Source organism: uncultured Gemmiger sp. (assembly GCA_944388105.1).
Taxonomy (GTDB): Bacteria; Bacillota; Clostridia; order Oscillospirales; family Ruminococcaceae; genus Gemmiger.
The window spans coordinates 1-24,686 of record CALXHN010000009.1 but is presented as its reverse complement, the minus strand read 5'-3'; the positions used below and the strand labels follow the sequence as shown (position 1 = coordinate 24,686).

Annotated in this window: 22 protein-coding genes; 2 read left to right on the top strand and 20 right to left on the bottom strand. The window is 62.9% G+C overall.

All coding sequences use genetic code 11. The features are described 5' to 3' along the window. Positions 1-9 precede the first annotated feature (9 nt). The 14 genes from Q0K17_RS02080 to Q0K17_RS02015 form a co-directional block, all read right to left on the bottom strand. Entirely contained in the window at positions 10-1,302 is a 1,293-nt protein-coding gene (locus Q0K17_RS02080; RefSeq protein ID WP_294539362.1) for a pitrilysin family protein, read from the bottom strand. After that, complete coding sequence (locus Q0K17_RS02075) at positions 1,299-2,579, bottom strand: insulinase family protein (RefSeq protein ID WP_294539360.1); 1,281 nt, start codon at positions 2,577-2,579, stop codon at positions 1,299-1,301. Before Q0K17_RS02075 ends, Q0K17_RS02080 begins: the two co-directional genes overlap by 4 nt. Before the next feature lie 74 nt (positions 2,580-2,653). Further along, a complete protein-coding gene (locus Q0K17_RS02070) occupies positions 2,654-3,604 on the bottom strand; it encodes a bifunctional riboflavin kinase/FMN adenylyltransferase (protein WP_294539359.1) in 951 nt (316 codons plus the stop codon). A 4-nt stretch (positions 3,605-3,608) separates the two neighbouring features. Continuing rightward, positions 3,609-4,505 carry a tRNA pseudouridine(55) synthase TruB gene (gene truB, locus Q0K17_RS02065; RefSeq protein ID WP_294539357.1) on the bottom strand — a complete coding sequence of 299 codons (897 nt, stop codon included), beginning with the start codon at positions 4,503-4,505 and terminating at the stop codon, positions 3,609-3,611. 83 nt (positions 4,506-4,588) lie between these two features. Continuing rightward, positions 4,589-5,587: a bifunctional oligoribonuclease/PAP phosphatase NrnA gene (locus Q0K17_RS02060; protein ID WP_294539355.1), complete on the bottom strand. Its 999-nt coding sequence runs from the start codon at positions 5,585-5,587 to the stop codon at positions 4,589-4,591. 68 nt (positions 5,588-5,655) lie between these two features. Continuing rightward, on the bottom strand, positions 5,656-6,036 hold the full coding sequence (rbfA, locus tag Q0K17_RS02055; RefSeq protein WP_294539352.1) for a 30S ribosome-binding factor RbfA: 381 nt from the start codon (positions 6,034-6,036) through the stop codon (positions 5,656-5,658). A 20-nt stretch (positions 6,037-6,056) separates the two neighbouring features. Continuing rightward, positions 6,057-8,474, bottom strand: coding sequence for a translation initiation factor IF-2 (gene infB / locus Q0K17_RS02050; protein ID WP_294539349.1), 2,418 nt, complete (start codon positions 8,472-8,474; stop codon positions 6,057-6,059). A gap of 13 nt (positions 8,475-8,487) precedes the next feature. Next, positions 8,488-8,796, bottom strand: coding sequence for a ribosomal L7Ae/L30e/S12e/Gadd45 family protein (locus tag Q0K17_RS02045; protein ID WP_294539347.1), 309 nt, complete (start codon positions 8,794-8,796; stop codon positions 8,488-8,490). Further along, entirely contained in the window at positions 8,786-9,097 is a 312-nt protein-coding gene (locus Q0K17_RS02040; protein ID WP_294539345.1) for a YlxR family protein, read from the bottom strand. Before Q0K17_RS02040 ends, Q0K17_RS02045 begins: the two co-directional genes overlap by 11 nt. Positions 9,098-9,136: 39 nt before the next feature. Then, positions 9,137-10,213 (bottom strand): transcription termination factor NusA, encoded by a 1,077-nt coding sequence (gene nusA, locus Q0K17_RS02035; RefSeq protein WP_294539342.1) that lies wholly within the window; start codon positions 10,211-10,213, stop codon positions 9,137-9,139. 60 nt (positions 10,214-10,273) lie between these two features. Then, entirely contained in the window at positions 10,274-10,768 is a 495-nt protein-coding gene (rimP, locus tag Q0K17_RS02030) for a ribosome maturation factor RimP (protein ID WP_294539340.1), read from the bottom strand. A gap of 157 nt (positions 10,769-10,925) precedes the next feature. Continuing rightward, on the bottom strand, positions 10,926-11,987 hold the full coding sequence (locus tag Q0K17_RS02025) for a hypothetical protein (protein ID WP_294539338.1): 1,062 nt from the start codon (positions 11,985-11,987) through the stop codon (positions 10,926-10,928). Positions 11,988-12,003: 16 nt separating this feature from the next. Beyond that, positions 12,004-13,410: an MBOAT family O-acyltransferase gene (locus Q0K17_RS02020; protein WP_294539336.1), complete on the bottom strand. Its 1,407-nt coding sequence runs from the start codon at positions 13,408-13,410 to the stop codon at positions 12,004-12,006. Between the two features lie 133 nt (positions 13,411-13,543). Then, complete coding sequence (locus Q0K17_RS02015; protein WP_294539335.1) at positions 13,544-14,779, bottom strand: aminopeptidase; 1,236 nt, start codon at positions 14,777-14,779, stop codon at positions 13,544-13,546. 201 nt (positions 14,780-14,980) lie between these two features. Here Q0K17_RS02015 and Q0K17_RS02010 point away from each other — a divergent pair, with 201 nt between their 5' ends. Next, a complete protein-coding gene (locus tag Q0K17_RS02010; protein WP_294539333.1) occupies positions 14,981-15,487 on the top strand; it encodes a hypothetical protein in 507 nt (168 codons plus the stop codon). Between the two features lie 70 nt (positions 15,488-15,557). Here Q0K17_RS02010 and Q0K17_RS02005 read toward each other — a convergent pair whose 3' ends face one another. Together Q0K17_RS02005 and Q0K17_RS02000 are read right to left on the bottom strand one after the other, a co-directional pair. Beyond that, positions 15,558-16,979: a glycine--tRNA ligase gene (locus tag Q0K17_RS02005; RefSeq protein WP_294539331.1), complete on the bottom strand. Its 1,422-nt coding sequence runs from the start codon at positions 16,977-16,979 to the stop codon at positions 15,558-15,560. Between the two features lie 121 nt (positions 16,980-17,100). Beyond that, complete coding sequence (locus tag Q0K17_RS02000; protein WP_294539329.1) at positions 17,101-17,334, bottom strand: hypothetical protein; 234 nt, start codon at positions 17,332-17,334, stop codon at positions 17,101-17,103. A 196-nt stretch (positions 17,335-17,530) separates the two neighbouring features. Between Q0K17_RS02000 and murC the strand changes: the two genes are divergently transcribed. Beyond that, complete coding sequence (gene murC, locus Q0K17_RS01995) at positions 17,531-18,904, top strand: UDP-N-acetylmuramate--L-alanine ligase (RefSeq protein ID WP_294539326.1); 1,374 nt, start codon at positions 17,531-17,533, stop codon at positions 18,902-18,904. Positions 18,905-18,993: 89 nt separating this feature from the next. Here murC and Q0K17_RS01990 read toward each other — a convergent pair whose 3' ends face one another. The 4 genes from Q0K17_RS01990 to Q0K17_RS01975 form a co-directional block, all read right to left on the bottom strand. Beyond that, complete coding sequence (locus tag Q0K17_RS01990) at positions 18,994-19,803, bottom strand: ATP-binding cassette domain-containing protein (protein WP_294539323.1); 810 nt, start codon at positions 19,801-19,803, stop codon at positions 18,994-18,996. Further along, on the bottom strand, positions 19,796-20,716 hold the full coding sequence (locus Q0K17_RS01985; protein ID WP_294539321.1) for an ABC transporter permease: 921 nt from the start codon (positions 20,714-20,716) through the stop codon (positions 19,796-19,798). Before Q0K17_RS01985 ends, Q0K17_RS01990 begins: the two co-directional genes overlap by 8 nt. 92 nt (positions 20,717-20,808) lie before the next feature. Next, complete coding sequence (locus Q0K17_RS01980; RefSeq protein ID WP_294539318.1) at positions 20,809-21,831, bottom strand: ABC transporter substrate-binding protein; 1,023 nt, start codon at positions 21,829-21,831, stop codon at positions 20,809-20,811. Between the two features lie 482 nt (positions 21,832-22,313). Beyond that, the coding region (locus tag Q0K17_RS01975; RefSeq protein WP_294539315.1) for an LCP family protein at positions 22,314-24,686 on the bottom strand (2,373 nt) is incomplete at its 5' end.

Below are 24,686 nucleotides of genomic sequence, written 5' to 3'. Positions count from 1 at the left end.
CCTCTTATGTTATTGGTTTTGCGGCTCGATCTCCACATGGGTCATGCGGTCCTCACTGAGCATGGACTGCAGAGCCGCGTTGGCGTCGGCCACCGTGAGGGTGGCCAGGGCTTCGATCTCGTCGGCCAGGGTGTTGCCCCGCAGGTGGGCACTGGCCAGAGCCTCGGCGGCATCCTCCACCCCTTCCAGGTCGGCAAGCATCTCGCCGTACATCTGGTTTTTCACCAGGGTGAAGAGTTCCGGGTCCACGCCCTCCCGGCGCAGGCGCCGGATCTCCTGCCGCACCATATCGGCCACAACCCGGGGAGTCTCGCTCTCCCCGGTGAAGGCAATGACGCAGCAGCCGGCTGTGCTCACCGTGTCACCGCTGAACTCCGGATTGACCAGGGCCTGGTCATAGAGTTGGCGATACAGGGCGGTCAGCCCGCCGCAGACCAGATCCGGCAGCATATCGGCCAGCATCTCGGTGCGCACATCCCCCCGGGGGATGGAGGCTTCCCGGAAAGCCAGAGCAAAGCAGGGCTTGTTCACCGGCATGGAAAATCGCATCTCCGGCCGGGGCACATCGTTTTCGGGGCGGTTGGCGGCCACCGTGACCGTGTGGTCGGGGGCGGGCTTGTCCAGTCCGGCCCGCCGGCAGGCGGCCACCGCCTGGTCCAGGGTGATGTTGCCCGCCACCGACAGCACCATGTTGCCGGGACGGTAGAAGGCGTCGGTACAGGCATACAGCAGGTCAGGGGTGAGCTGGGCGATGCTGTCCACCGTACCGGCGATATCGTCCCGGATGGGATGGTCCTTGTACAGGCAGCGGAACAGGCCGGTCATCAGCCGCCAGTCGGGGCTGTCATCATACATCTTGATCTCCTGACCGATGATGCCCTGTTCCTTGGCGATGGTGGCCTCGGTGAACCAGGGATGGCCCACCATGTTCAAAAGAATGTCCAGGTTTTCGTCGATCTGACCGCTGGCGGTGAAGATATAGCAGGTGCGGTCGTAGCCGGTGAAGGCGTTGGCCGAGGCGCCGGTCTTGGCGTACAGCTCAAAGGCGTCCCCCTGCTCCGACTCGAACATCTTGTGTTCCAGAAAATGGGCGGTACCGGCGGGCAGTTCCACCGCCTTGCCGTCCAGGGTGAATCTGCGGGTGGTGGACCCGAAAGCGGTGGCATACATGGCATGCACCGTGCTGTACCCCGGCATGGTGCGGCAGAGCACGGTGAGCCCGCTGGGCAGGACGGTGCTCTGGCAGCGGATGGCATCGGCGGCCTTGGCCCGGATGCCCTGCATGGTCTGGTCCTGGCTCATGGTGCCACCTCCTCGTTGCCGGCGGTCACCGCGTAACACACCGAATAATGATAGCCGTTGAGCAGTTCCCGCACTTCCTCGGCGGTAACGGCCTGGATGAGTACCTTGCCGTATTCCGGCGGAGCCAGGGCTTCACCCCGGGCGATCTGGCCGTAATACCAGTTTTCCAGCCCGCCCAGGCTGTCGCCCAGGGCGTCCATGCCGGACATGAGGCTGCGGCGGCAGTCGTCCATCTCCTCCTCGGTGATGGGACCGCGGCACAGGTCCTCCAGCTCTTTCAGGATAGCGGCTTCGGCCTTGGCCTCCCCGCCGGGTTCCACCCCGGAATCCACCATCATGACGCCGGTAGAGCGCAGGGCGCTGGCCCCGCAGTAATAGCAAAGGCTCTGCTTTTCCCGCACGTTGCGGAACAGGCGGCTGGTGGCGGAACCGCCGAACACACTCATGGCCATGCGCAGCTGGGAAATGCTGGGCAGGTCTTCCGGCGTGCCGGTGGTAAAGAGCATGCACAGTTTGGCCTGGGTCACACCGGGGATCTCCTCGGTGAAATGGCGGGTCTCGGTGACAGGCATGGCCATGGCCGAGGCAAACCGCTGGGGGGTGCGCCGGACCTTTTCCAGCTTCTGGAGAAGCAGATCGGCCACCCGGGCACTGTCCGCCCCCTGGACCATCACGTCGATGGAGGCGGTGGACAGGATGCGGTCATATTCCGCCTTGAGGGTGGCGGGGGTGACATCGGGCAGGTCGGCCCGATACCCGCCCAGCTCAATGCCGGCGGGGGAATCCCCGTAAAAACGGCGGCGGGCCTGACGCACACAGTACAGGCGCTTGTTGTTGAACTCGGCCTGCAGGCGGCGGTCCAGGGTCTCTTTTTCAATACGGACGGCTTCGGGGTCAAAGACACCGTCCACGAGATAGGGTTCAAACACGATGCCAAAGGCGATATCGGCGTATTCGGCGCTCAGGTTCTCCCCGGTCAGGGCAAACTTGTCCTTGATGCCGCAGATATCCACCGTCAGCACCCGGTCGGTGCCGGCGGTGCCCAGATCCACCCCCAGGTCGGCGCCGTACAGGCGGGCCAGCTTGCGGGAAAGGGCAGTCATGTCCGGGCACCGGGCATAGCCGCGTTCCAGCACCAGGGGCAGCACCGCGGCATCGGTGGCCGAACGGCGCAGCGCCGGATAGCGCAGATGGATGGTGATGCGGCAGCGGTTGAATTTTTCGGCATCCAGCGTGGTCAGATATACGCCGGGTGCCAGCTGCTTGCGTTCAAACAAAGGCGTTTCCTCCGGATTTGGGTATATTTTGCAAAATCCTGCTTCATTATACGCCCTTTGGGGCAGGTTGTAAATCAATCCATGTGGCCGTCCAGACCCTGGAAATAGGCCCGACTGCGGGCGGCGGCGGTGGTGATCAGGTCGGACAGGGCCTGCAGGGAATCAAACTTACGTACCGGGCACAGGTACCGGTGGAATTCCAGCACCGGCCGCTGGCCGTACACGTCCCCGGAAAAACCGGGCACATAGGTCTCGCAGCTGACGGCGGCGCCCTTCTCCGCCACCGTGGGCCGGGGGCCGATGCCGGTGGCCGAAGGGTACCAGGTGCCGCCGATGCAGATGCGGGTCAGATAGACGCCGCAGCAGGGCTGCAAAGTTCCGGCAGGATAGTTCTGGTTGATGGTGGGGGTGCCCAGTTTGCTGGTACCCACCCCCTTGCCGTGGGTGACGGTCCAGTCGATGGCGTAAGGGGCCCCCAACATGGCGTTGGCGTCGGGCAGGCGGCCCTCTTCCAGGGCGGCCCGGATGCGGGTGGAGGAGACCACCTCGCCCCGGTAGCGGGCCATCTCCACCACCGTGACCCGGATCCCGGCGGCAGCGCAGAGTTCCTTGAGGCGGGGCACATTGCCCGCCGCCCGGGCGCCGAAGGTGAAGTTATCCCCGCAGAAAACGGCTTTGGCGTGGAAGCACCCCACCAGGATATCCTGCACAAAGGCTTCGGGGGTCAGGGAGCAGAAATCCGCAAAGGGCGGTTCCATGAGCCGCCGCACCCCCAGGGAGGCAATGCGGGCGTGTTTCTGGGCGGTGGAGAGAATGCGGCCGCCCTTGAGGGTACTGCCCTCCGCCAGTTCAAAGGTAAAGACGGCGGGCATCAGGCCGCTGCGCCGTGCTTCGGTCACGGCGGCGGAGATGACGGCACGGTGGCCCAGATGGACCCCGTCAAAAAAGCCCAGGGCCACGGCGCTGCCCTGGGGGGCATCCACCGGAGCGATGGCCGGGATGATCTGCATATCCAATTGCTGCATCGTGTCAGGTCCTTTCGCAGAACAGTTTTTCCACCCGCAGGACGCCGCCTTCGATCACCGCCAGACCCAGGAAGAGGCCGGCGGTATCATACACGCGGTAGCGGCCGTCCGCCGCGGGGTAGCGGCTGGTGGGACAGCCGTTGAACAGGTGGGTGCGGGCCGGTTCCTCCACCGTGAGGGCGGGCAGAGAGACAAAGGCGGTCTCCACCCCCAGCATCCAGCCGGACTGGGCCAGGGTGCCGCTGTCCGCGGCAGCCAGGATCTCCGGCAGGGTGTGGCACTGGTCCAGGGAGAAAGCCCCCGCCCGGGTGCGGCGCAGCGCCGACAGGGTGGCAGGCAGGCCCAGGGCCGCGCCGATATCCTCGGCCAGGACCCGGATGTAGGTCCCCTTGGAACAGGCGACCCGCAGGATGTGCTCCCCCGGGGCGGGGCTGCCCAGGTAGTCGATGGAATAGATGGTGATGGGCCGGGGGGTGCGCTCCACTGTATGGCCCTTGCGCGCCGCTTTATAAAGGGGCTGACCGTTCACCTTGACGGCAGAGTACATGGGCGGCAGCTGCTGCTGTGCCCCCAGGAACCGGGGCAGCACCGCCCGCAGTTCCGCCTCCCCTGCCGTGACCGGAGCGGTCTCCAGCACGGTGCCGGTGATATCCCCCGTATCGGTGCGGACCCCCAGGCGCAGGGTGGCTTCGTAGGTTTTGTCATGGTCGGGCTGGCGGTCGGCAGCCGCGGTGGCCCCGCCCGCAAACACCACCAGCACACCGGTGGCCATGGGGTCCAGAGTGCCGGAATGTCCCAGGCGCCGGGTGCCCAGCGCGCCCCGCAGTTTGGCCAGCACATCGAAGCTGGTCCAGCCGGCGGGTTTGTCCACCGGCAGGATGCCGTTGGTCAGGTTGGTCATAGATTTGCCTCCATACAGCAAGAACCGGTCCCAGACAGCGGGCCCTGCGGCGCCGCTGCCTGTCACCGGTTCCTTGACTGTCTTTATCCTTGATTGCGGTCCGCGTGGTCGATCATGCCCCAGCGTTCCAGTTCCTTGCGCACTTCATCCAGAATGGCATAGCGGGCGTTGTCCAGGTTGCCGCTGATCTCGCACCCGGCAGCGCGGGAATGTCCCCCGCCGCCCAGATGCCGCGCGATGGCACAGGCGTCCACCCTGCCGGCGGTGCGCACGCTGATCTTGAAGCTGCCGTCCTTCTGCTGGCGCAGGGTCAGGCCCACTTCCACCCCTTCGATGGAACGGGGCAGGCTGGTCAGGTCCTCCAGCTCGGCTCCCGGCACACCGGAGGTGACGATCTGGTCCCAGGTCAGGTAGATCATGGCGCACAGACCGTCGAAGAAATACTCCAGACTTTCCAGGGCCATCTTCTCGATCTCCAGGCGGGCCCGGGAGCGGGACTCGAACAGGCGGGCGTTGAGGTTTTCGATGTCGGCGCCCGCCTCAATGACCTTGGCCGCCGCCATGTGGGTCTTGGCCGTGGTGTTGGAGAAACGGAAGCAGCCGGTGTCGGTGGCAATGCCGGTATACAGGCAGGCTGCGATCTCGGGGGTGAGCTCCACCCCCATATCAGTGACCACGTCGATCATGATCTCGCTGGCCGCGGCGGCACCGGGGTCCAGCAGGGTCTCGTAGGCATAGCCGCTGTTGCTGGGATGGTGATCGATGCACAGATCCACATGCTCGGCATATTTCTGCACATTGTTGCGGTCACCGAAAAGCTGGATACCGGCCACATCCACCGCCACCACGAAAGCCGGGGTGAAGCTGGCGTCAAACCAGCCGATGCCCATGAAATCGTACATGGAAGGGATGGGATCGCTGCAGAGCACGGCCACGTTCTTGCCCAGCGCCTTCAGGGCCAGGTACAACGCCCCGGCACAGCCGATGGTGTCGCCGTCGGGGTTCTTATGGCATAGGATCAGGATATCCTGTGCGGCGCGCAGCCGCAGTACAGCGGTTTGCCTGTCCACAGATTCCGTCATAACTTACCTCTTTTCCAGCGACCCCGAAACAACCTCGGCTTCGCTCCAAAAGTGGCCGAAAGCAGGACTCAGTCTTCCTGCGGTTCGGCTTGTGCAGCGGGATGGTCATTTTCCAGCCCGCGCAGCATTTCATTGATGTGCGCCGCATAGGCAGCACCGTCATCCGCCACAAACACAAAGCGGGGAGCTTTGCGGATGTGCATGCGGCGGCTGACCTCGGTGCGGACATGGCCGGACGCCTTGTTCAGCGCGGCGACCACCGGTTTGCTGCCCCCTTCGCGCCCCATGACACTGATGTACACCTTGGCCACATCCAGGTCGGGGGTCACGTCCAGGCGGGTGACGGTCAAAAGGCCGCCCGCAACGCGGGGATCCTTCATCTCGCCGATGATGGCGATGAGTTCCCGCTTCATATCCTGGGCCATGCGGCCCTGGTTCTTGGTAGGCATTTGTTATAAACCTCGTTCAATCAATCGCGGTATTCTTCCAGCTTGAAGCACTCGAAGACGTCGCCTTCCTTGATGTCGGAGAACTTCTCCAGGGTGATGCCGCATTCAAAGCCTTCGGCCACTTCCTTGGCGTCGTCCTTGAAGCGCTTCAGAGAGGCGATGGCATCCTCGGTGATGACGATGCCGTCACGCACCAGGCGCAGCTTGGCATCCCGGGTGATCTTGCCGCTGGTGACACGGCAGCCAGCCACAGTGCCCACAGAAGAGATCTTGTAAACCTGACGGACCTGGGCTTCGCCCAGAGCCACTTCGCGGATCTTGGGGGCCAGCATGCCCTTCATAGCGTCGGAGACATCGTTGATGGCGTCGTAGATCACGCGGTACATCCGCATTTCCACGCCGGTCTGCTCGGCCTCCGCCTTGGCGATGGGGTCAGGACGGACGTTGAAGCCGATGATAATGGCGTTGGAAGCGTCGGCCAGACTGACGTCGGACTTGTTGATGGCACCGACGGCGGCATGGATGACCCGCACGCGCACTTCGTCGTTGGAGATCTTTTCCAGACTCTGCTTCACAGCTTCGGCGGAGCCCTGGACATCGGCCTTGACGATGATGGGCAGTTCCTTCATGTCGTTGGCAGCCATCTGGTCGAACAGGTTATCCAGGGTGACCTTGGTGTAGGCCGCAAACTGCTTTTCCTTGGCTTCGGTCAGGCGGCGGTCGGCCAGCTCACGGGCCAGACGCTCGTCTTCCACGGCCTCAAACAGCTCGCCGGCGGTGGGCACTTCGGTCAGGCCGGTGATCTCCACAGGCATGGAGGGGCCTGCCTCGGTGATCTCCTGGCCCTTGTCGTTGCGCATGGTACGCACACGGCCCACGGAGGTACCGGCGATGAGGCAGTCGCCCTTGTGCAGGGTACCGTTCTGCACCAGCAGGGTGGCGATGGGGCCCTGGCCCTTGTCCAGGCGGGCTTCCACCACGGCGCCCTTGGCACGGCGGTTGGGGTTGGCCTTCAGTTCCATGACCTCGGCTTCCAGCACGATGCGCTCCAGCAGGTCCTGGATGCCCATGCCGGTCACGGCGGACACCGGGATGCAGGCCACGTCGCCGCCCCAGTCTTCGGGGACAATCTCGTACTTGGTCAGCTGTTCCTTGACCCGCTCGGGGTTGGCGGTGGGCTTATCCATCTTGTTGATGGCCACGATCAGCTTGACCTTGGCCGCCTTGGCATGGTTGATGGATTCGATGGTCTGGGGCATGATGCCGTCGTCGGCGGCGACCACCAGGACGGCGATATCGGTCATGTTGGCGCCGCGGGCACGCATGGCGGTGAAGGCTTCGTGGCCCGGGGTATCCAGGAAGGTGATGACATCGTCACCGCTCTTGACCTGGTAGGCGCCGATGGCCTGGGTGATGCCGCCGGCCTCACCGGCGGTGACATTGGTCTTGCGGATGGCGTCCAGGATGGAGGTCTTGCCGTGGTCGACGTGGCCCATGACCACCACGACCGGCGGACGGGTGACCAGATCTTCGGCGGCGTCTTCCTCCTGCTCAAACAGGCGTTCCTCGATGGAGACATGGACTTCCCGCTCCACCTTGGCGTGGAATTCCTCGGCCACCAGGGCGGCGGAGTCAAAATCCACCACATCGGAAGCGGAGTGCATCTCGCCCATCTGCATGAACTTGGCCACGACCTTGGCCACATTCTGCTTCAGGCGGGTGGCCAGTTCGCCCACGGTGATCTCGTCGGGGATCTGGATCTTCAGCTGGGCGTTGCGGGCCTTTTCCAGCTGGATGCGCTGCAGGCGCTCGGCCTCGGTTTCCCGGCGGCGCTGGTACTGGTTGCGGCCCTTGTTCCGGTTCTGGAACTTCTGCTTGGTGGCCACAGGCTGCTTCTTGCGCTTGGCGGGCATGTTGCGGCTGTCGGCCAAATCGTCATAGCGGGCGCTGAACTTATCCACGTTCACGTCCACGGTGCGGGTATCCACCTGCACCTGGGCACGGTTGACCTGCACCTGCTCGGTGGCCACCGGCTTCTTGATGCCGCTGTCGGCGGCCAGTTCCTGCATGGTCACGCTCTTTTCCTTGCGGCGCTCGGCAGGCTTGTTCTCATTCTTCTTGGGGGCAGCGGGCCGCTGGGGCGCCTTGGCAGCCTCCTTGGCGGCGGGCTGGGCCTTGGCCTCAGCCTTGGGGGCGGGCACCTTGGCGGGTTCCGCCTTCTTGGGTTCGGGCTTCTTGCCGGAAGCCAGGTATTCATCCAGGCTGTTCACGGCGGTCTCCCGGGTCAGGGATTCCAGCAGGCCGTTGACCTCGCTTTCCTCAAACGTGCCGCCGGGTTTGCGGCTCTGCCCCGTCAGGGCGGCCACCGTATCGATGGCCTTCTTGGGGGTGATGCCGAAATCCTTGGCCACGTCGGCGATCTTATACTTAAAATCCATGGGCAGGTCCTCCTTATCGGGTCAGTTGGTTTGCGCACAGCCGCGCAAGGTTATCATCCGTTACCGCAAACACCGCTGCGGGCCGCGGGGTGAGCGCAGCCAGACTGGCGGTTTCCAGCGGCATGACTTCGCAGGCAACAAGGCCTTCGCAAGTGTCTTGCATATGTTGTTTGGTGCGGGGGCTGGCGTCGCAGGCCAGCAGCACCAGGCTGACCTTGCCGCGGATCACGGCTTCCTCAACACGGTCGTACCCGTGCAGCAGTTTGCCCGCCTTGCGGCACAGACCCAGCGCACCCAGCAATCCGTTTGCATCATGTGGCACGCTCGGTCCCCTCCTTTGCCATTTGTTCGGCGCAGGCGATCTCCTCGGTCAGGCGGTCGTATACGCTGTCCGGCACCGGAACACCGAAAGCATGTTCCAGCCGTTTGGCCTTGCGGGCCTTGGCCAGACAGGCAGCCGACGGACACAGGTAGGCGCCCCGGCCGGATTTTTTGCCGGTCAGGTCCACGCCCACCTCCCCTTCCGGGCTGCGGACGATGCGCACAAGTTCACGCTTGGGTTTTTGGGCGTTGCAGCCCACACACCGGCGCACCGGGATTTTCTTTTGACGTTGCTGCTGCAAGGTGAAACCTCTTTTCGGATAAAGTGGGCGGGATGGGAATTACTCTTCGTCCTCGCCGTAATAGCCGGATTCCGGACGGATATCGATATTATAGCCGGTCAGGTGAGCGCACAGGCGCACATTCTGGCCCTTATTGCCGATGGCCAGACTGAGCTGGTGATCGGGCACGGTGACCCGGCAGCTCTTGTTCTCACCGGGGAGCAGTTCCACCTTGACCACCTTGCCCGGGGACAGGGCCGCCGAGATGAAGGCGGAGATATCCTCGCTCCAGCGGATGATGTCGATCTTTTCGCCGTTCAGCTCGGAGACGATCTTCTCCACACGGGCGCCGTGGGCACCGATGCAGGCGCCGACGGGATCCACGTTGGGGTCCTTGCTGTACACGGCCATCTTGGTGCGGGCACCGGCTTCGCGGGCGATGGCCTTGACTTCCACCACGCCCTCATAGATTTCGGGCACTTCCAGCTCGAACATCCTCTTGACCAGGCCCGGATGGGTGCGGCTGATGGTGACGCGGGGGCCGCGCTCGGTGGCAATGACATCCACCACATAGACCTGGACCACCTGGTTTTCGGTGAAGGTCTCACCGGGGACCTGCTCGTTGCGGGGCAGAACGGCGCTGCCGCCCTTGCCCAGGTCCACCACCACATTGCCGCGCTCGTGATCCACAGAAACCACGGTGGCGGCGATGATCTCATGGGCGCGGGACTGCATCTCGCTGCACTGCAGGCTGCGCTCGCCTTCCCGCAGGCCCTGCCGGATCACATGCTTGGCGGTCTGGGCGGCGATGCGGCCGAATTCCTTGGTCTTCAGCTGGGTGACGAACCGCTGGCCGATCTTGTAGGACTTGCGCACCCGCTGGGCGTCTTCCAGGCTGATCTGGGTGTGGGGGTTTTCCACCTCTTCCACAATGTCCCGCATCAGGCTGGCACGGAAGGTGCCCAGTTCGGGATCGATGTCCACGATGACGTTGTCGTCCTCCACCTCATAATCCTTCTTGACCGCAATGACGATGGCGGCCTTGATCTTGTCGATCAGGTAATCGGCGGGCAGGCCGCGCTCCTTTTCCAGTGCGGCGAGGGCTTCAAAGAATTCGTTGTTGGATGCAGTAGCCATTTTTCCGGTTTCCTCCCAAAGTGATATATATGTCAGCCATACTGGCGGATGTTGGTTTTCTCAGCCGAAGAGGTTTTCGTCGTCGCACAGCTTGACGAAGCCGGCGCTCTTGAGGGGGAAGGACGCCTCCCCCTGCTCGGTGTGCAGGGTGACGATGCCGTCCTCCAGGCCCACCAGGGTGCCTTCCAGTTCGCGGCGGCCTTCCTCATCGGGGCGGATGAGGCGGGCGGCACATTTCTGCCCCACCAGGGCCTCATAATGTTCGGGGCGGGTCAGACGGCGGCCCAGGCCGGGGCTGCCCACTTCCAGGTAGTAGCTCTGGTCGATGGGGTCAGCCTGATCCAGCAGCGGGTCGATGGCGCGGGACACGGCCTCGCAGGTATCGGTGTCCAGCGGTTCGTCCCGGTCGATGAGCACGCGCAGGAACCAGTCCGGACCTTCCTTTTCGAACCGGACATCCCACAGGCGCAGGCCCATGTTCTCCACCACAGGGCGGACGATGGTCTCCACCGCAGCGGCTGCGCCGCCGGGCTGCTGATGCTTGGCTTTTGCCATGGTTACCCCCTATCACAAAAAGAAAGCGGACCGAACGGCCCACTTTCAGTAAAAAATCATCATCGAACAGTAAGAATATACCACACCCGTTGGCAAAATGCAAGCCTTTTGCGCCCTTTTGCCGCCATTTTGTTATCTTTTGCGGTGCAGGAACGGCTCAGAACTGCCCAAGAAGCCCCAAAAGCTTGTCCAGATTGCGTTCGGTCACCGAAAAGATCAGGATATCGCATCCCGGTGCGGCGGCCAGGTCGGGGGTCATGGTCTCGGGGGCCTGGTACCAGCAGCCGGCAAACCGCTGTTCCAGATACTGCACATAGTATCCGCTGAAGCTGTCCCCCACCACCCCCACGGTGCGGGGGTCGGCCGCGTACAAATCCATATAGTTCACGGCGGCCAGGTCGTGCTCTTCGGGCAGGACGGTGTACAGAGCCGCCACATTGGCCAGGTCCCCGGTCTGGATGCCGTTGTCCGAAAGTTGATATTCATCAAAGGGTACCGCCGCCAGACCTGCCGCGGACAGGGTGCCGTCCAGACCGAAGAGGGCCCCCGCATGATTCCAGTGGGTGTCTGTCTTGAAATACAGGGGGCTCTCCCCCGCTTCCATCCGGCGCAGCACCTCGGCGCGCAGTTCCTCATAAGGCCAGCTGACGGCCACCGAGGTGTGTCCGGTCATATAAGCGGCGAAACGGTCGGTGCGGTTTTCCTCGTTGACGATGGGATAGGCGTCGGACATGTATTCCCGGTAGACCCGGTCCTTGGAGGGTGCCAGGTCCAGCACCAGGGTACAGCCGTTTTCGGCCAGGGTATCCGACAGGCGCTGCAAAGAGGCCGCCGCGGCGGCCAGGGTGTCCTCGCTGTCGAAAGTTTCGGGCAGGCCCTGGTAGTTGGCCACCGGGCGGGCAGCGTCGGGGCCATCCTTATAAAAGAGCCAGCCATCCTTGCCGGGAAGGACCTGGTCGCTCTGGCTGGTGCCGAAGAGGGTGTAGTCGATGGCGGCATCCAGGGCGGTGAGCTGATACCGGAAGGGAGAGTTGTCCGCGATGAACTGATCCAGCCGCCCGGGCAGGCCAGACAGGGAGCCCTGGAACACTTCAGGCAGGGTGGTCAGCAGGCGGTTTTCATGATTATCCCCCGAGAGCTGCCGGCTGAAGATGTTGAACACCAGAAAGCTGCCGCCCAGAACCAGGCAGAACAGCCCGATGACGAGTTTTTTGGCCATGGTCCTTTCCTCCTTGTCAGAACTGGGCGTAGATGAAGGCGGTGTAGTTGCCCGCCGTGGTGCGCATGATGGAGGCGAAGAGCAGCAGGGCCACCAGCGCCACATCGGCGGCACCGGGTCTGCCCTGCCCCCGCAGCCAGGATCTCAGTCCGGGGAAAGCCGCCTGTACCGGACCGCAGAGCAGCAGACCTGCCGCCAGAAGCAGCAGGGTCTTGGGGTCGGCAAAGGCAGCCAGGGTCATGCCGGGGGCGCCCGCCTGCCAGGTGAGGATGCCGCCCAGGGCGGCCAGCGCCTGCCCCAGGCTGGGGGCGCCGAAGAAGGTAAATCCCACGAATACCGCCACCGCCATATACAGGTGGGACACCCAGGCAGGGGCACGGTCCAGGGCTTTGCGCAGGCCCAGACGCTCGGCACAGCTGAGGAGCCCGTGCCACAGCCCGAAAGCCAGATACTGCCAGGCGGCCCCGTGCCAGAAGCCGGTGCAGGCAAAGACGACGAGCAGATTCAGGCAGGTGCGGGCGGTGCCCCGGCGGCTGCCCCCCAAAGGAATGTACAGGTAATCCCGGAACCAGGCGCCCAGGGTCATGTGCCAGCGGCGCCAGAACTCCCCCACCGTGCGGGAGAGGTAGGGGTAATCAAAGTTTTCGGGCAGGGACAGACCGAACATCTCCCCCAGGCCGATGGCCATATCGCTGTAGCCGGAGAAATCGTAGTACAGTTCCACCGCAAAGGCAGCGTAACCCAAAAGCAGCACCGGTCCGGGCAGTCGGGCGGCGTCGGTTCCGCTCACCGCCGCATAGACAAGGGCCAGCTGGTCGGCCAGCAGGGTCTTTTTGCCCAGGCCCAGCACAAACCGGCGGATGCCTTTATACATCTGGTCCGGCGTTACCCGGCGCTCGGGGGCCCGGGGGTCCAGGGCGGCAGACTGGAAACCGTACCGCACAATGGGCCCGGAGCTCACATGGGCAAAGCAGGCAAAATAGAGGTACAGCCGCAGAGGATTGCGCTCCGGTTTCACGGTGCCCCGGAGAACGTCCACGCAGTAGCTGATGCCCTGGAAGGTGTAAAAGCTGATGCCCAGGGGCAGCGCCATGGTCAGCACCGGCAGGTGTACCCCGGACAGGGCGTTGGCAGTTTCGGCCAGGAAGCCCGCATACTTGAAAAAGCCCAACAGCAGCAGGTCTGCCGTGACCATGGCGCCCAGCAGACTGCGGCGGGGATGCCGCCCCAGCAGCAGGCCGAAGCCCCAGTGCACCAGGGCAAAGGCCGCCAGCAGCAGGCTGTACCGGATGCCCGCCCAGGCGCAGAACCCCAGGCTGAATACCCCCATGACCAGGTTCCGGGTCCGGGCCGGCAGTACAAAGTAGACCGCCAGCGCCAGAGGCAGAAACACAAACAAGAACTGAACCGAAGAGAAGCCCATCCGCACACCGCTTTCCGCTGATTATTATGGGAATTTGTGTTGATTATACCAGAAGTTTGGCACCCGGGCAAGGCAAAGGCGGGGCACGGCCACATGCCGCGCCCCGCCGGGTGCTTGCTTATAAAAAGGTTTCTCAGAAGGCCCACTCGCCGTTTTCAAAGATGACCACTTCGGTGCCGTCCTTGCACACGCCGGTGATGCGGGTGTCGGGGGCGCCGATCATGACATCCTCATGGATGGCGGAATCGTTCAGTCCCTTTTCCATGAGCTGGGCACGGGTCAGCCTGGCGCCGCCCTTGATGTTGGTGGGATAGCCGGCGCCGAAGGCAATGTGGCAGGCGGCGTTCTCATCAAACAGGGTGTTGTAGAAGAGCACGCCGCTCTGGTTGATGGGGCTGGACACCGGGACGAAGGCGATCTCGCCGATGCGGTTGGCGTTCTCGTCGGTGGTGAGCAGCTTACCCAGCAGCTCGGCGTTCTTCTCGGCACCGTGCTCGATGACCTGGCCGTCCTGGAAGGTCACATGCCAGCCTTCGATGAGCTGACCGTTGTACACATAAGGCTTGGTGCCGTAGACAATGCCGTTCACCCGGTCACGGTGCGGCGCGCAGAAAACTTCCTCGGTGGGAACGTTGGCGATGAACTCCACCCCGTTTTCGGCCACGCTGGAAGCGCCCTCCCAGGTGCAGTCGTCGGCCAGACCGATGGTCAGGTCGGTGCCGTTGGCGCTCTGCAGCCGCACATGGTCCAGGTTCCAGGCGTTGAGCTGGTCCCGATGGACCTTGGTCCTGGCCACATGTTCCTTCCAGGCGGAGACGGGGTCGCCGGTGGTGACGCGGCAGACCTCAAAAATCACCTGCCACAGTTTTTCCATGGCTTCGTCCACCGGCAGTTCCGGGAAGACCTTGGCCGCCCAGGCGGGGGCGGGAATGGCCACCACGCACCACTGGACCCGGTCATTCATGGTGTATTCCTGCCAGGATTTCATGAAGGTGCGGCGGGCCAGATTGACCCGGTTCAGCTTGCCGGCATCCAGACCGGCGAAGGCCTCGGGGTCGGAGGCATGGATGGCCAGGGTGCAGCAGCCGTCCGGGTCCTCGGCATAGTCCAGGTAGCTGCGCAGCTCAAAAGGCTTGAGGTCGCACAGGTCGGCCTCGGCGCCGTATTCCATCTGGATGCGGGACAGGCGCTCGTCCTCCCAGCGGACCACCACGTTCTTGGCACCCGCCTCATAGCCGGCCTTGGCGCAGGCGTGGGCAAACTCCGGCATGGTCACCGGGCAGCGGATGATGAAGTTCTGGCGCGGGCGTACATTCACACCCACCTTGACGACGAAATCAGCGTAAAGCTGCAGATATTTCTTATCCATCTTGTTGTATCTCCTTTTCTCCGCGCCGCCGGATGGGGCACGGTGGTTGAACTCACTGTCTTTCAGTATACACGATGCCCCGCAAAAAGAAAAGACATCCCTGCCAAAAGCTGGCCGGCGGGACCGCCGTGCAGATGATTCTTACTTGCAGGTTTGCGGATTTTCCGCTATACTGTAAGAAAAAAGGGAGTTGATGCCGCCATGAAAACCGCCAACCGCAATCTGCTGCTCTTTGTGATCCCGGCCGCGTTGGGACTGATCCTGGGCATCGTGATGCTGACCCAGGGAGATGCCATTCTGGGGGCCGCCAAAGAGATGGTGCCGGAAGCCCCGCAGGGGGAAGTGGGCGACGTGGAAGGCTACGCCATGATCGGCGGCATGCTGGGCGCCGGACTGGGCGGTCTGGCCGGGTTTGCCGTACAGCTGTTCGGCATGATGGCCATCCTGTACACCGCAGCCCTGCTGATCCTGAGCGGGGTGACCCGGCTGGTGTACGGCCAGACGCCGGGACGCATCCTGGCCTACCGCATCCTCATGGGTGTGAGCGTGGTGGTACTGCTCTCCCCTGTTCCGGATATTCTGCGTACCTTTGTGACAGCACTGGCCGGCGGCTCCTTCCTGCCCCTCTGGCTGGTGTATATGGTGGTCGTCTTTATCATCGCGGTAAAGGCCTGTCGCAATACCTATTCACGCCAGATCTATCACTGAGACCGGCATGAAAAAAGGCTCCTGCCATGAGGCGGGAGCCTTTTTCATTGCAAAGAAGGTGCGGACCGGATCAGAACGCCACCTTGGCGGCGATGTAGTTCTTCAGTTCGCTGATGGGCATGCGGACCTGCTCCATGGTGTCGCGGTCACGGACGGTAACGCAGTTGTCGGCCTCGGTCTTGTCATCGCCCACGGTCTGGAAGTCCACGGTGATGCACAGCGGGGTACCGATCTCGTCCTGACGACGGTACCGCTTTCCGATGGAACCGGCGTCGTCGAAGTCCACCATGAAGTCCTTGGCCAGCTCGTTGCGGATCTCCATGGCCTTGTCGGACAGCTTCTTGGACAGGGGCAGCACGGCGCACTTGAAGGGTGCCAGGAAGGGATGCAGACGCAGCACGGTGCGCACATCTTCCTTGCCCTTGGAATCGGTCAGATGCTCCTCGTCGTAGGCTTCGCACAGGAAAGCCAGCGCCACACGGTCGCAGCCCAGGGAGGGCTCGATGACGTAGGGGATGTAGTGCTCGTTGGTCTCGGAATCGAAGTATTCCAGGCTCTTGCCGGAAGCTTCCTGGTGGCGGCGCAGGTCGTAGTCGGTACGGTCGGCGATGCCCCACAGTTCGCCCCAGTCGGTGAAGGGGAAGGCGTACTCGATATCGGTGGTGGCGCGGGAGTAGAAGGCCAGTTCGGCGGCTTCATGGTCACGCAGGCGCAGGTTTTCGTCCTTGATGCCCAGGCTCAGCAGCCAGTCATGGCAGAATTTCTTCCAGTAGGCGAACCATTCCAGGTCGGTGCCGGGTTTGCAGAAGAACTCGCACTCCATCTGCTCGAACTCGCGGGTACGGAAGGTGAAGTTGCCGGGGGTGATCTCATTCCGGAAGGCCTTGCCCACCTGGCAGACGCCGAAAGGCAGCTTGCGGCGGGTGGTGCGCTGGATGTTGGCAAAGTTGACAAAGATGCCCTGGGCGGTTTCGGGACGCAGGTAGCAGGTGCTGCTGGAGTCCTCGGTGACGCCGATGGCGGTCTTGAACATCAGGTTGAACTTGCGGATGGGGGTGAAGTCATGCTTGCCGCATACCGGGCAGACCACCTCGTCGTGGGAGGCGATGAAGGCATCCATCTCGTCAAAGGTCATGGCATCCACGTCCACGCCCTTGCCCTGCTCGCAGTCGGCAATGAGCTTGTCGGCGCGGTGACGGCTCTTGCAGGAACGGCAGTCCAGCAGAGGGTCGGAGAAGCTGGCCACATGGCCGGTGGTGACCCAGGTCTGGGGGTTCATGAGGATGGCGGCGTCCAGGCCCACGTTGTACTGGCTTTCCTGCACGAACTTCTTCATCCAGGCTTTCTTGACGTTGTTCTTGAACTCAACGCCCAGCGGGCCGTAGTCCCAGCTGTTGGCCAGGCCGCCGTAGATCTCGCTGCCCGGGTAGATGAAGCCGCGGTTCTTGCAAAGGTTGACGATCATGTCCAGAGTCTTTTCACTGTTTTTCACTGTTACTCTCCCTCCCGCGTGGCTGGCTGCCACACAAGCGATGTATTCCCATGCCTTTCCGGCACAATAGGGCTATTATAGCACATTGCCCCGCTGCGGGCAATAATATAAAACGGGCCTCCTACAGAAGCTGCGCCGCGATCTGCCGCGCCAGCCCTGCCAGGACGGCCGGATCGTCCAGGGCGGGGTCCGCCTGCACCAGCCGGGACAGTTCCTGCATGACCCGCTCCACCTTGCGGGCCGGAATGCCAATGCGCCCCAGCTCCCTGGGGGTGATGGCCACGGGCACAAAATCCTTGCCCGCACTGCACAGGGCGTGGGGATTGAAGCCGTAGATCAGGCTGCTGCGTTTCATGGTGGACTCCTCTTTCGGTGATTCCGGCACCCGCGGCGACGGTTCATGGAGTTTTTTTTCAGCCATATTCGCCCTTTTTTCAAAAAAAGTGTTTATTTTGCGGCCAAAAAATACTATAATCATTATATCATGCATAAAAGCAGAATCAACCTGTTCCCGCCGCGGGCGGGCAGGCATTTTTTTGAGGTGAGGACCGATGCCTTTTTTCAACACCTATGATCCCAAACTGCTGGACAATGTCAAGCACGTACATCTGATCGGCTGCGGCGGGTCGGGAATGTATCCCCTGATCCAGATCCTGCACACCCGCGGACTGACCCTGTCCGGTTCCGATGTGGAGGAGACCAAGATCACCGAATCCGAGCGCGCCATGGGCATGACCGTGACCCTGGGCCACAACGCGGAAAACGTGAAGGGGGCCGACCTGGTGGTGTACAGCGCCGCCATCCATGACGACAACCCTGAGCTGGCTGCCGCCCGCGCCCACGGCATTCCGGCGGTGGAGCGCAGCGTACTGCTGGGCTATGTGAGCCGGATGTACCCCATGACGGTGGGCGTGTCCGGCACCCACGGCAAGACCACCACCTCCGGCATGATCACCACCATGCTGGAACTGGCCGGACGGGACCCGGCCGCGGTCATCGGCGGCAAGCTGCCCCTGATCCAGGGGTACGGCAAGGCAGGCAGCGGCCAGACCGCCGTCATTGAGTCCTGTGAGTACCATGAGACTTTCCTGCACCTGACTCCCTACATCGGCGTGATCCTGAACATCGACAACGACCACCTGGAATACTACCACACCATGGGCAAGCTGAAGCTGGCTTTCCAGAAGTTCGCTCTGCTGTCCCGCACGGTGGTCTTCAACATGGATGACCACAACACCGTGGACGTGGTCAATTCCATCGACCGGCCGGTGCTGTCCTTCGGCATTGAGGAGGAGGCCCGGTTCCGCGCCGTGAATATCCAGGAATACCGGCCCGGATTCTACGAGTTCGATGTCAATGAGCTGGACGATCATTTTGCCCACCTGCGTCTGGGCGTTCCGGGCTACCACAACATCTACAACGCCCTGGCCATGTGCTGCTGCGTGCGTCCCCTGGGCCTGACCCCCGCCGACGCCGAGCGCGCTGCCGAAAGCTTCAAGGGCACCGGCCGCCGCTTCGAGGTCAAGGGCGAGACGCCTTCCGGCGCCGTGGTGGTGGATGATTACGCCCACCATCCCGCCGAGCTGGCCGCCACCCTGGCCACCGCCCACAAGATGGGCTATGACCGCATCATCGCGGTGCACCAGCCCTTCACCTACAGCCGCACCAAGGCCCTCATGGACGACTTTGCCAAGGTCCTGAACACCGCCGACGTCTGCGTACTCCTGCCCATCATGGGCAGCCGCGAGGTGGATGACGGCAGCGTACACACCGAAGACCTGGCCGCCAAGATTCCCGGCAGCGTGGTGGTTGACGGGCTGGAAAGCGCCGCCGCCTGGGTGCGGGAAAACGCCAGAAAGGGCGACCTGGTGGTCTGCATGAGCTGCGGCGACCTGTACAAAGCAGCTGATCTGATGGTCCGCTGAGTTTTCCACCAAATTCCTGTAAACAGTGCAAAATCCCCCGTACCGGTTGATTGCCGGCGCGGGGGATTTTTGTTGGCAGCTTTTGCCCTTTATTCTTCCGCCTGACTGAGCAGGACCCGGTCGTCGGACAGGGCGTGTCCGGCATTTTTGGCAAACCGCTGGAGCAGGTCGTCCACGGTCAGGCCTTTGCGTTCCGGTCCGGCAATATCCAGCACGATGCGGCCGCTGTCCATCATCAGGGTACGGTTGCCCAGGGTCAGGGCATCGTGCATGTTGTGGGTGATCATCAGGCAGGTGATGTGGTTTTCGGCCACGATGCTCTTGGTCAGTTCCAGTACCTTGTCGGCGGTGGCAGGGTCCAGGGCGGCGGTGTGTTCATCCAGCAGCAGCAGCTTGGGGGTGACCAGGGTGGCCATGAGCAGGGTCAGGGCCTGACGCTGTCCGCCGGAAAGCAGGCCCACCGGTTGTTTCATCCGTTTTTCCAGCCCCAGACCCAGCTGGGACAGCCGCTGGGCAAAGAGTTCCCGGTCTGCCCGGGTGATGCGGGAGAAGGGGGAAGTCTGCCCCGAAGCCCGCAGATAAGCCAGGGCCAGATTTTCCTCAATGGTCATGTTGGGCGCGGTGCCCCGCAGAGGGTCCTGGAACATCCGGCCGATGGTCTTGGACCGGCGGTAGTCCGGCAGGAAGGTGATGTCCTCCCCATCCAGCAGGATGCTGCCGGTGTCCGGCACAAAAGAGCCGGCAATGGCGTTGAACAGGGTGGATTTGCCGGCACCGTTGGAGCCCACGATGGTGGCGAAGTCACCGGCGTCCAGGTGAAGATTGACACCGGTGAGGGCCTTTTTCTCATTGACGGTGCCCGGGTTGAAGGTCTTGCCCACATTTTTCAGATCAAGCACGGCTGCCACCCCCCTGCTTCCGGGCTGCCCGACGGCGCTGGGCAAAGGCCACGTTCTTGCGGATGGTGGGTGCGGCGATGGCCAGACCCACAATGACGGCGGAGAGCAGTTTCATGCACTCGGAGGGCACATTGATGCGCAGCGCCAGGGCAATGATGAAGCGGTAGATCACGCTGCCGCCGATGGCCGCTACCGCCTTGACCCACAGCCCGCCCCGGGCAAAGAGGGTCTCGCCGATGATGAGGGAGGCCAGACCGATGACCACCATGCCGGTGCCCAGGTTGATATCGGCGGAGCGCTGGTACTGGGCCAGCACCGCCCCGGACAGGGAGGTCATGCAGTTGGCCACACACAGCCCCACCGTGACGGTAAACGCCGTGTTGATGGAGCTGGCCCGGACCATGTCCGGGTTGTCGCCGGTGGCCCGGATGGACAGGCCCAGCCGGGTGCCCAGGAAGAGGATGAGCAGCACACAGACCACCACGGTGATGGCCGCGGCCACGATGAGCTTGTAGGGGGCGTTCTCCCCCATCAGGTCCTGGGCAAGGGTGAAGATGGTGGTGGTTTTGAGCATGGGCACGTTGGAAGAGAAGCCCATGATGGCCAGGTTCACGGTGTACAGCCCGGTGTTGGTGACGATGCCGGCCAGAATGGAGGGCACGCCCAGGCGCGTCTGGAGCAAAGCGGTGACGAAGCCCGCGCAGGCACCGGCCAGAATGGCCAGCACCAGCCCCAGGAAGGGGTGTCCGGCCACGGCGGCGGTGGCTGAGACCGCGCAGCCCAGGGTGAATGCGCCGTCGGTGGTCATATCCGCGATGTTGAGCACACGGAAGCTGAGGAACAGGGCCATGGCCACAAGAGAATAGATGCAGCCCAGCTCCAGCGCGCTTTGGATGATGGCGATGGATAACATGGTCGGCAGGACCTTCCTTTCCGGGAAAAAGTTTCTGACAAAGGCAAAAGCAGCGCACCTGCGGGGCGCTGCCTGCCGTTGGTTATGGGGAATTATTCGGCCGCGGTGACGACTTCCTTCAGGGTGCCGCCCAGGTCGGCGAAGGCGGAGGGATCGATGCCCAGCGCAGCCGCGGTCTCGGTGTTGACGGTGATGATGCCGCCTTCCATCACATGGTACTCGGGCACGGTGCCGGTCTGCAGCACATCCAGGGCCATGTCGGCGGTGGTGGTGCCCAGGTCGGTGTAGTTGACGCCGCAGGTGGCCAGGGCGCCGGCGGTGACGAAGCTGTCTGCGCCGGTGTAGTAGGGCACGCCCGCCTTGGTCAGGGTCTCGCTGACCGCAGCGGCGGCGGCCATGACCACGTTATCGGTGGGGGTGAAGACGGCGTCGGCCTGATCGGCCAGGTTGGCCGCAGCGCTGAGCACCTCATCGTTGGTGTTGCCGGTGGCTTCCACGTAGGCGATGCCCTTCTCGTCCAGATATGCCTTGGCATCCGCGATGGGCTTTTCGGAGTTGGGCTCGGAGTTGGAGTAGAGCAGGCCCACGGTCTGGATGTCCGGGTCGGCGGCGAACATCATGTCCATGATGAACTTGGTGTCCAGGGCGTCGGAAGTGCCGGTGACGTAGTCAATGCCGGTGAGCTCGGCAGCTTCGGGGTCGGAGATGGCGGCGTAGATCACCGGGGTCCCGGTATCGGCAGCGGCGGTGGTCATGCACTGGGCTGCCAGAGAGGCGATGGGGATGATGGCGTCATACCCGTCGGAGACCACCTGGGTGCCGATCTGGTTCAGGGTGGTGGGGTCGTTCTGGCCGTTGAAATCCTTGTATTCAATGGTGATGCCCAGCTCGGCGGCCTTGGCATCCAGTTCCGCCTCGATGGCGGTGCGGATTTCGTCCAGGCTGGCGTGGTCCAGCTGCTGCACAATGGCGATGCGGTATCCGCCTGCGGAAGCGTTGTCCGCCGTGGCAGCGGAGGTGGAAGCAGAGGAACCGGAAGTGGCCCCGGTGCCGCCGCAGGCGGCCAGGGAAAGGGCGAGGGTGGCGGCGGTCAGCATAGCAATGGTCTTTTTCATGGTAAGCATCCTTTCTTGCAGTGAGCATACAGTGTTTTCGGGTGATGGGACGGACAAACGGCTCAGCCCCGCCATCGCTCTGCCAATCGGATGTGTTTCATGGTTCATGGCCCCCTTGTGAATACGGTGATTCTGTCTGTACCGGGGATAAAAAAACTGCCCTTGCACAGACCTGTTGCCTGTGCAAGGGCAGGAACAAATTCCTGTGGTGCCACCTTGCTTGCCGTGCTTTGCACGGCCGCTCTGCGGGAAGCCAACACTTCCCTGCCCTGTAACGGGGGCTGCCGTCAGCGGATACTCAGGCTTCTGCCTTTTCCCCGTGCCCTCCGCGAACCATTGTTCTGCTCCGCTCTCCGCCCCGTTCCCAGCATCGGGGGCTCTCTGTGGGTGCGCCTGCAGTTTTACTTTCGCTTCATTGGTTTAGCTAATTAAAGCACAGTTCTCCGGTTTTGTCAACACTTCCGGGAAAATTATTGTGGATTTTACCGGCCGGCAGCTTCTGCGGCCCCGGTCTCCTCTTCCGCCGACGTGACCCCCTGTGCCGAAGGCATCAGCAGAATCTTCTGGAAATAGTCGGCGGCAGGCTGGTCGGCATTTCCCGTCAGGATGCCGTTTTCCTCGGCATAGGGGCTGTCTTTTCCGTCCAGGGCCAGGAAGTAGCAGTCTCCGTCATCCGCCGCTTCTTCCCCGGTTTTCTCCCCACCGGCAGGCTGGAGGGTGGGTTGCGGGGTGGCAGTGGCTTCCGGTTCCTGACGGGCCAGCAGGGCGTCGGCATCGGCCAGGGTGCTGTACAGCGTTCCGGCATCAATGCCCTGGGGCTGGGTACCTTCCCCGTCCACATCCAGGCAGGCGCCCAGAATGGCGCAGACCTTGCCGGCGGCGGGGGTGGAACCGGTGTTGATGGCCATGGCCAGGGTGGTCTGGGGCGCCTGACCGTCCCCGTCCAGGTCGGCGGGGGTCAGCAGGACTTCCTCGGGGGCGAACATGCCGAAGAAGTTCTGGTCACTGTACTGCTGCCAGACCGTGGTGAAGTTGTCGGCCAGAGAACCATTCTGCCCGCTGCCGGACAGAACGCTGTCCAGAATGGACAGGACACGGTCGGTATTTTCTCCGAACAGCAGGTTCAGGTCGTTCTGATCCGTCGCGCTGCCCTGGGCCAGACGCTGCAGCTGATACAGCAGCCGGTAGGAGGAATTGGTGCGCACCCCATTGCCCTGCCGCAGATTGGTCAGCAGATGGCGCGCTGCGGTACCGGACAGGTCTTCGCCGGTCACTTCCTCGTCCAGAAGGGTGCTCAGGCCGGTGAGGACCATGTCGGGGTCGCTGTCGCTGCCCAGGCCCACCACGGTGAATTTGCCGCTGTCCAGCTGGCTGTCGTTGTACTCATACAGCCAGGACCAGAAATCTTCCTCTTCCTGGCTGGAGAAGGTGCAGCCGCTGCCGGTATCAATATACCGCTGCAGGCTCAGGGCGGCTGCGGGACCGCAGTCCTCCAGCAGCACATTCACGCCCTGGCTTTCATGGAGGTATTGCACCAGGGCCTGCTTCATCTGCCAGTACACGTTGGTGCCCTGAGGTGCGCCGGCCAGGAAGACCCGGTAGTTGCCGTTGCCGAAATCCTCCCCGTTGATGCCCTCTTCCAGATCCACAGGACTGCTGTTTGCGGTAAGATAGGATTCCATGGGGGTCAGATCCCGCGCAGGCTCTTCTTCGGCGGTCTCCGCCGTGGCGCTCTCGTCTGTCACATGGGCGGCGATGGCCTCATCGGCCGTCATATCCCCGTAGAAGAAGTCCTGCAGGATATCGCTGTTGGTCTGCCAGTCGGGGTCATACATGGTGCGGTTGTCCATACCGGTGCGCACGCCGTAGGTGCCTTCCACCGGCAGGGACATCTGCTCCGTCTGCACCCCCAGGAAACCGGGCAGCTGCACCAGCAGCGCCGCGATCTCCGATTTGGTGAAGTTGGTCTGCACCAGAGGCAGAACTGTATTGAGCAGGTCATCCAGCTCGGTGACCGAGGCATGCTGGATCTGGTCCAGCACCGCCTGGATGACGGTGCGCTGCCGCACGATGCGCTGCCAGTCATTGTCGATGGCGCGCAGGCGGGCATACTGCAGAGCGGTGTAGCCGTCCAGATGGTTGAGGCCGGCATGCACCTTGCCGATAATCAGCATGGAGTTGGAGGGCACTTCCCAGTTCAGGGCCGCAGCCTCCATCTCGGTCAGTTCAATATCAATGCCGCCCACGGCATCCACGATCTGCACAAAAGAATTGAAGTTGAAACGCACATAGTGATCCACGTCCAGGTTCAGGCATTCCGCCACCGTGTCCATGGTCAGGCGCGCGCCGCCGTAACGGAAGGTGTGGGTGATCCAGTCATACTGGTCCTCATACCCGTCCAGCATGATGGGCACACCGGTGGCACGCTCGATGGACACCAGCTTGATGGTGTCTTCCTGGATGTTCAGAGAGGCCAGGATCAGGCTGTCGGCCCGGGCGTCGGAGCTGAATTCGGTGGTGGCACGGGTGCCGTCCAGGTCGTTCAGATGGGTAAAGGCATCGGCGTCATTGACGGCGTCGGTGCGTTCGTCGGTGCTGATGAGCAGCATATTGAGCACATTGTCATCCTGGAAAGGGCTGCCTTCCGGCATGATCATGTCGCCGGTGTTGTGTGCCAGGCCGCTGCTGTCCAGATCCTGGTCTTCCCCGGCGTCAATGGAACCCACACTGTCCACCGTACCATCGTCATAGCGGATCAGATCCAGCTTGCCGTTGATGTACCCCACGGCCAGCCCCGCAAACACCACGACCACCGCCAGCACGCCCAGCAGGATGCGTGCCCACACCGGCAGACG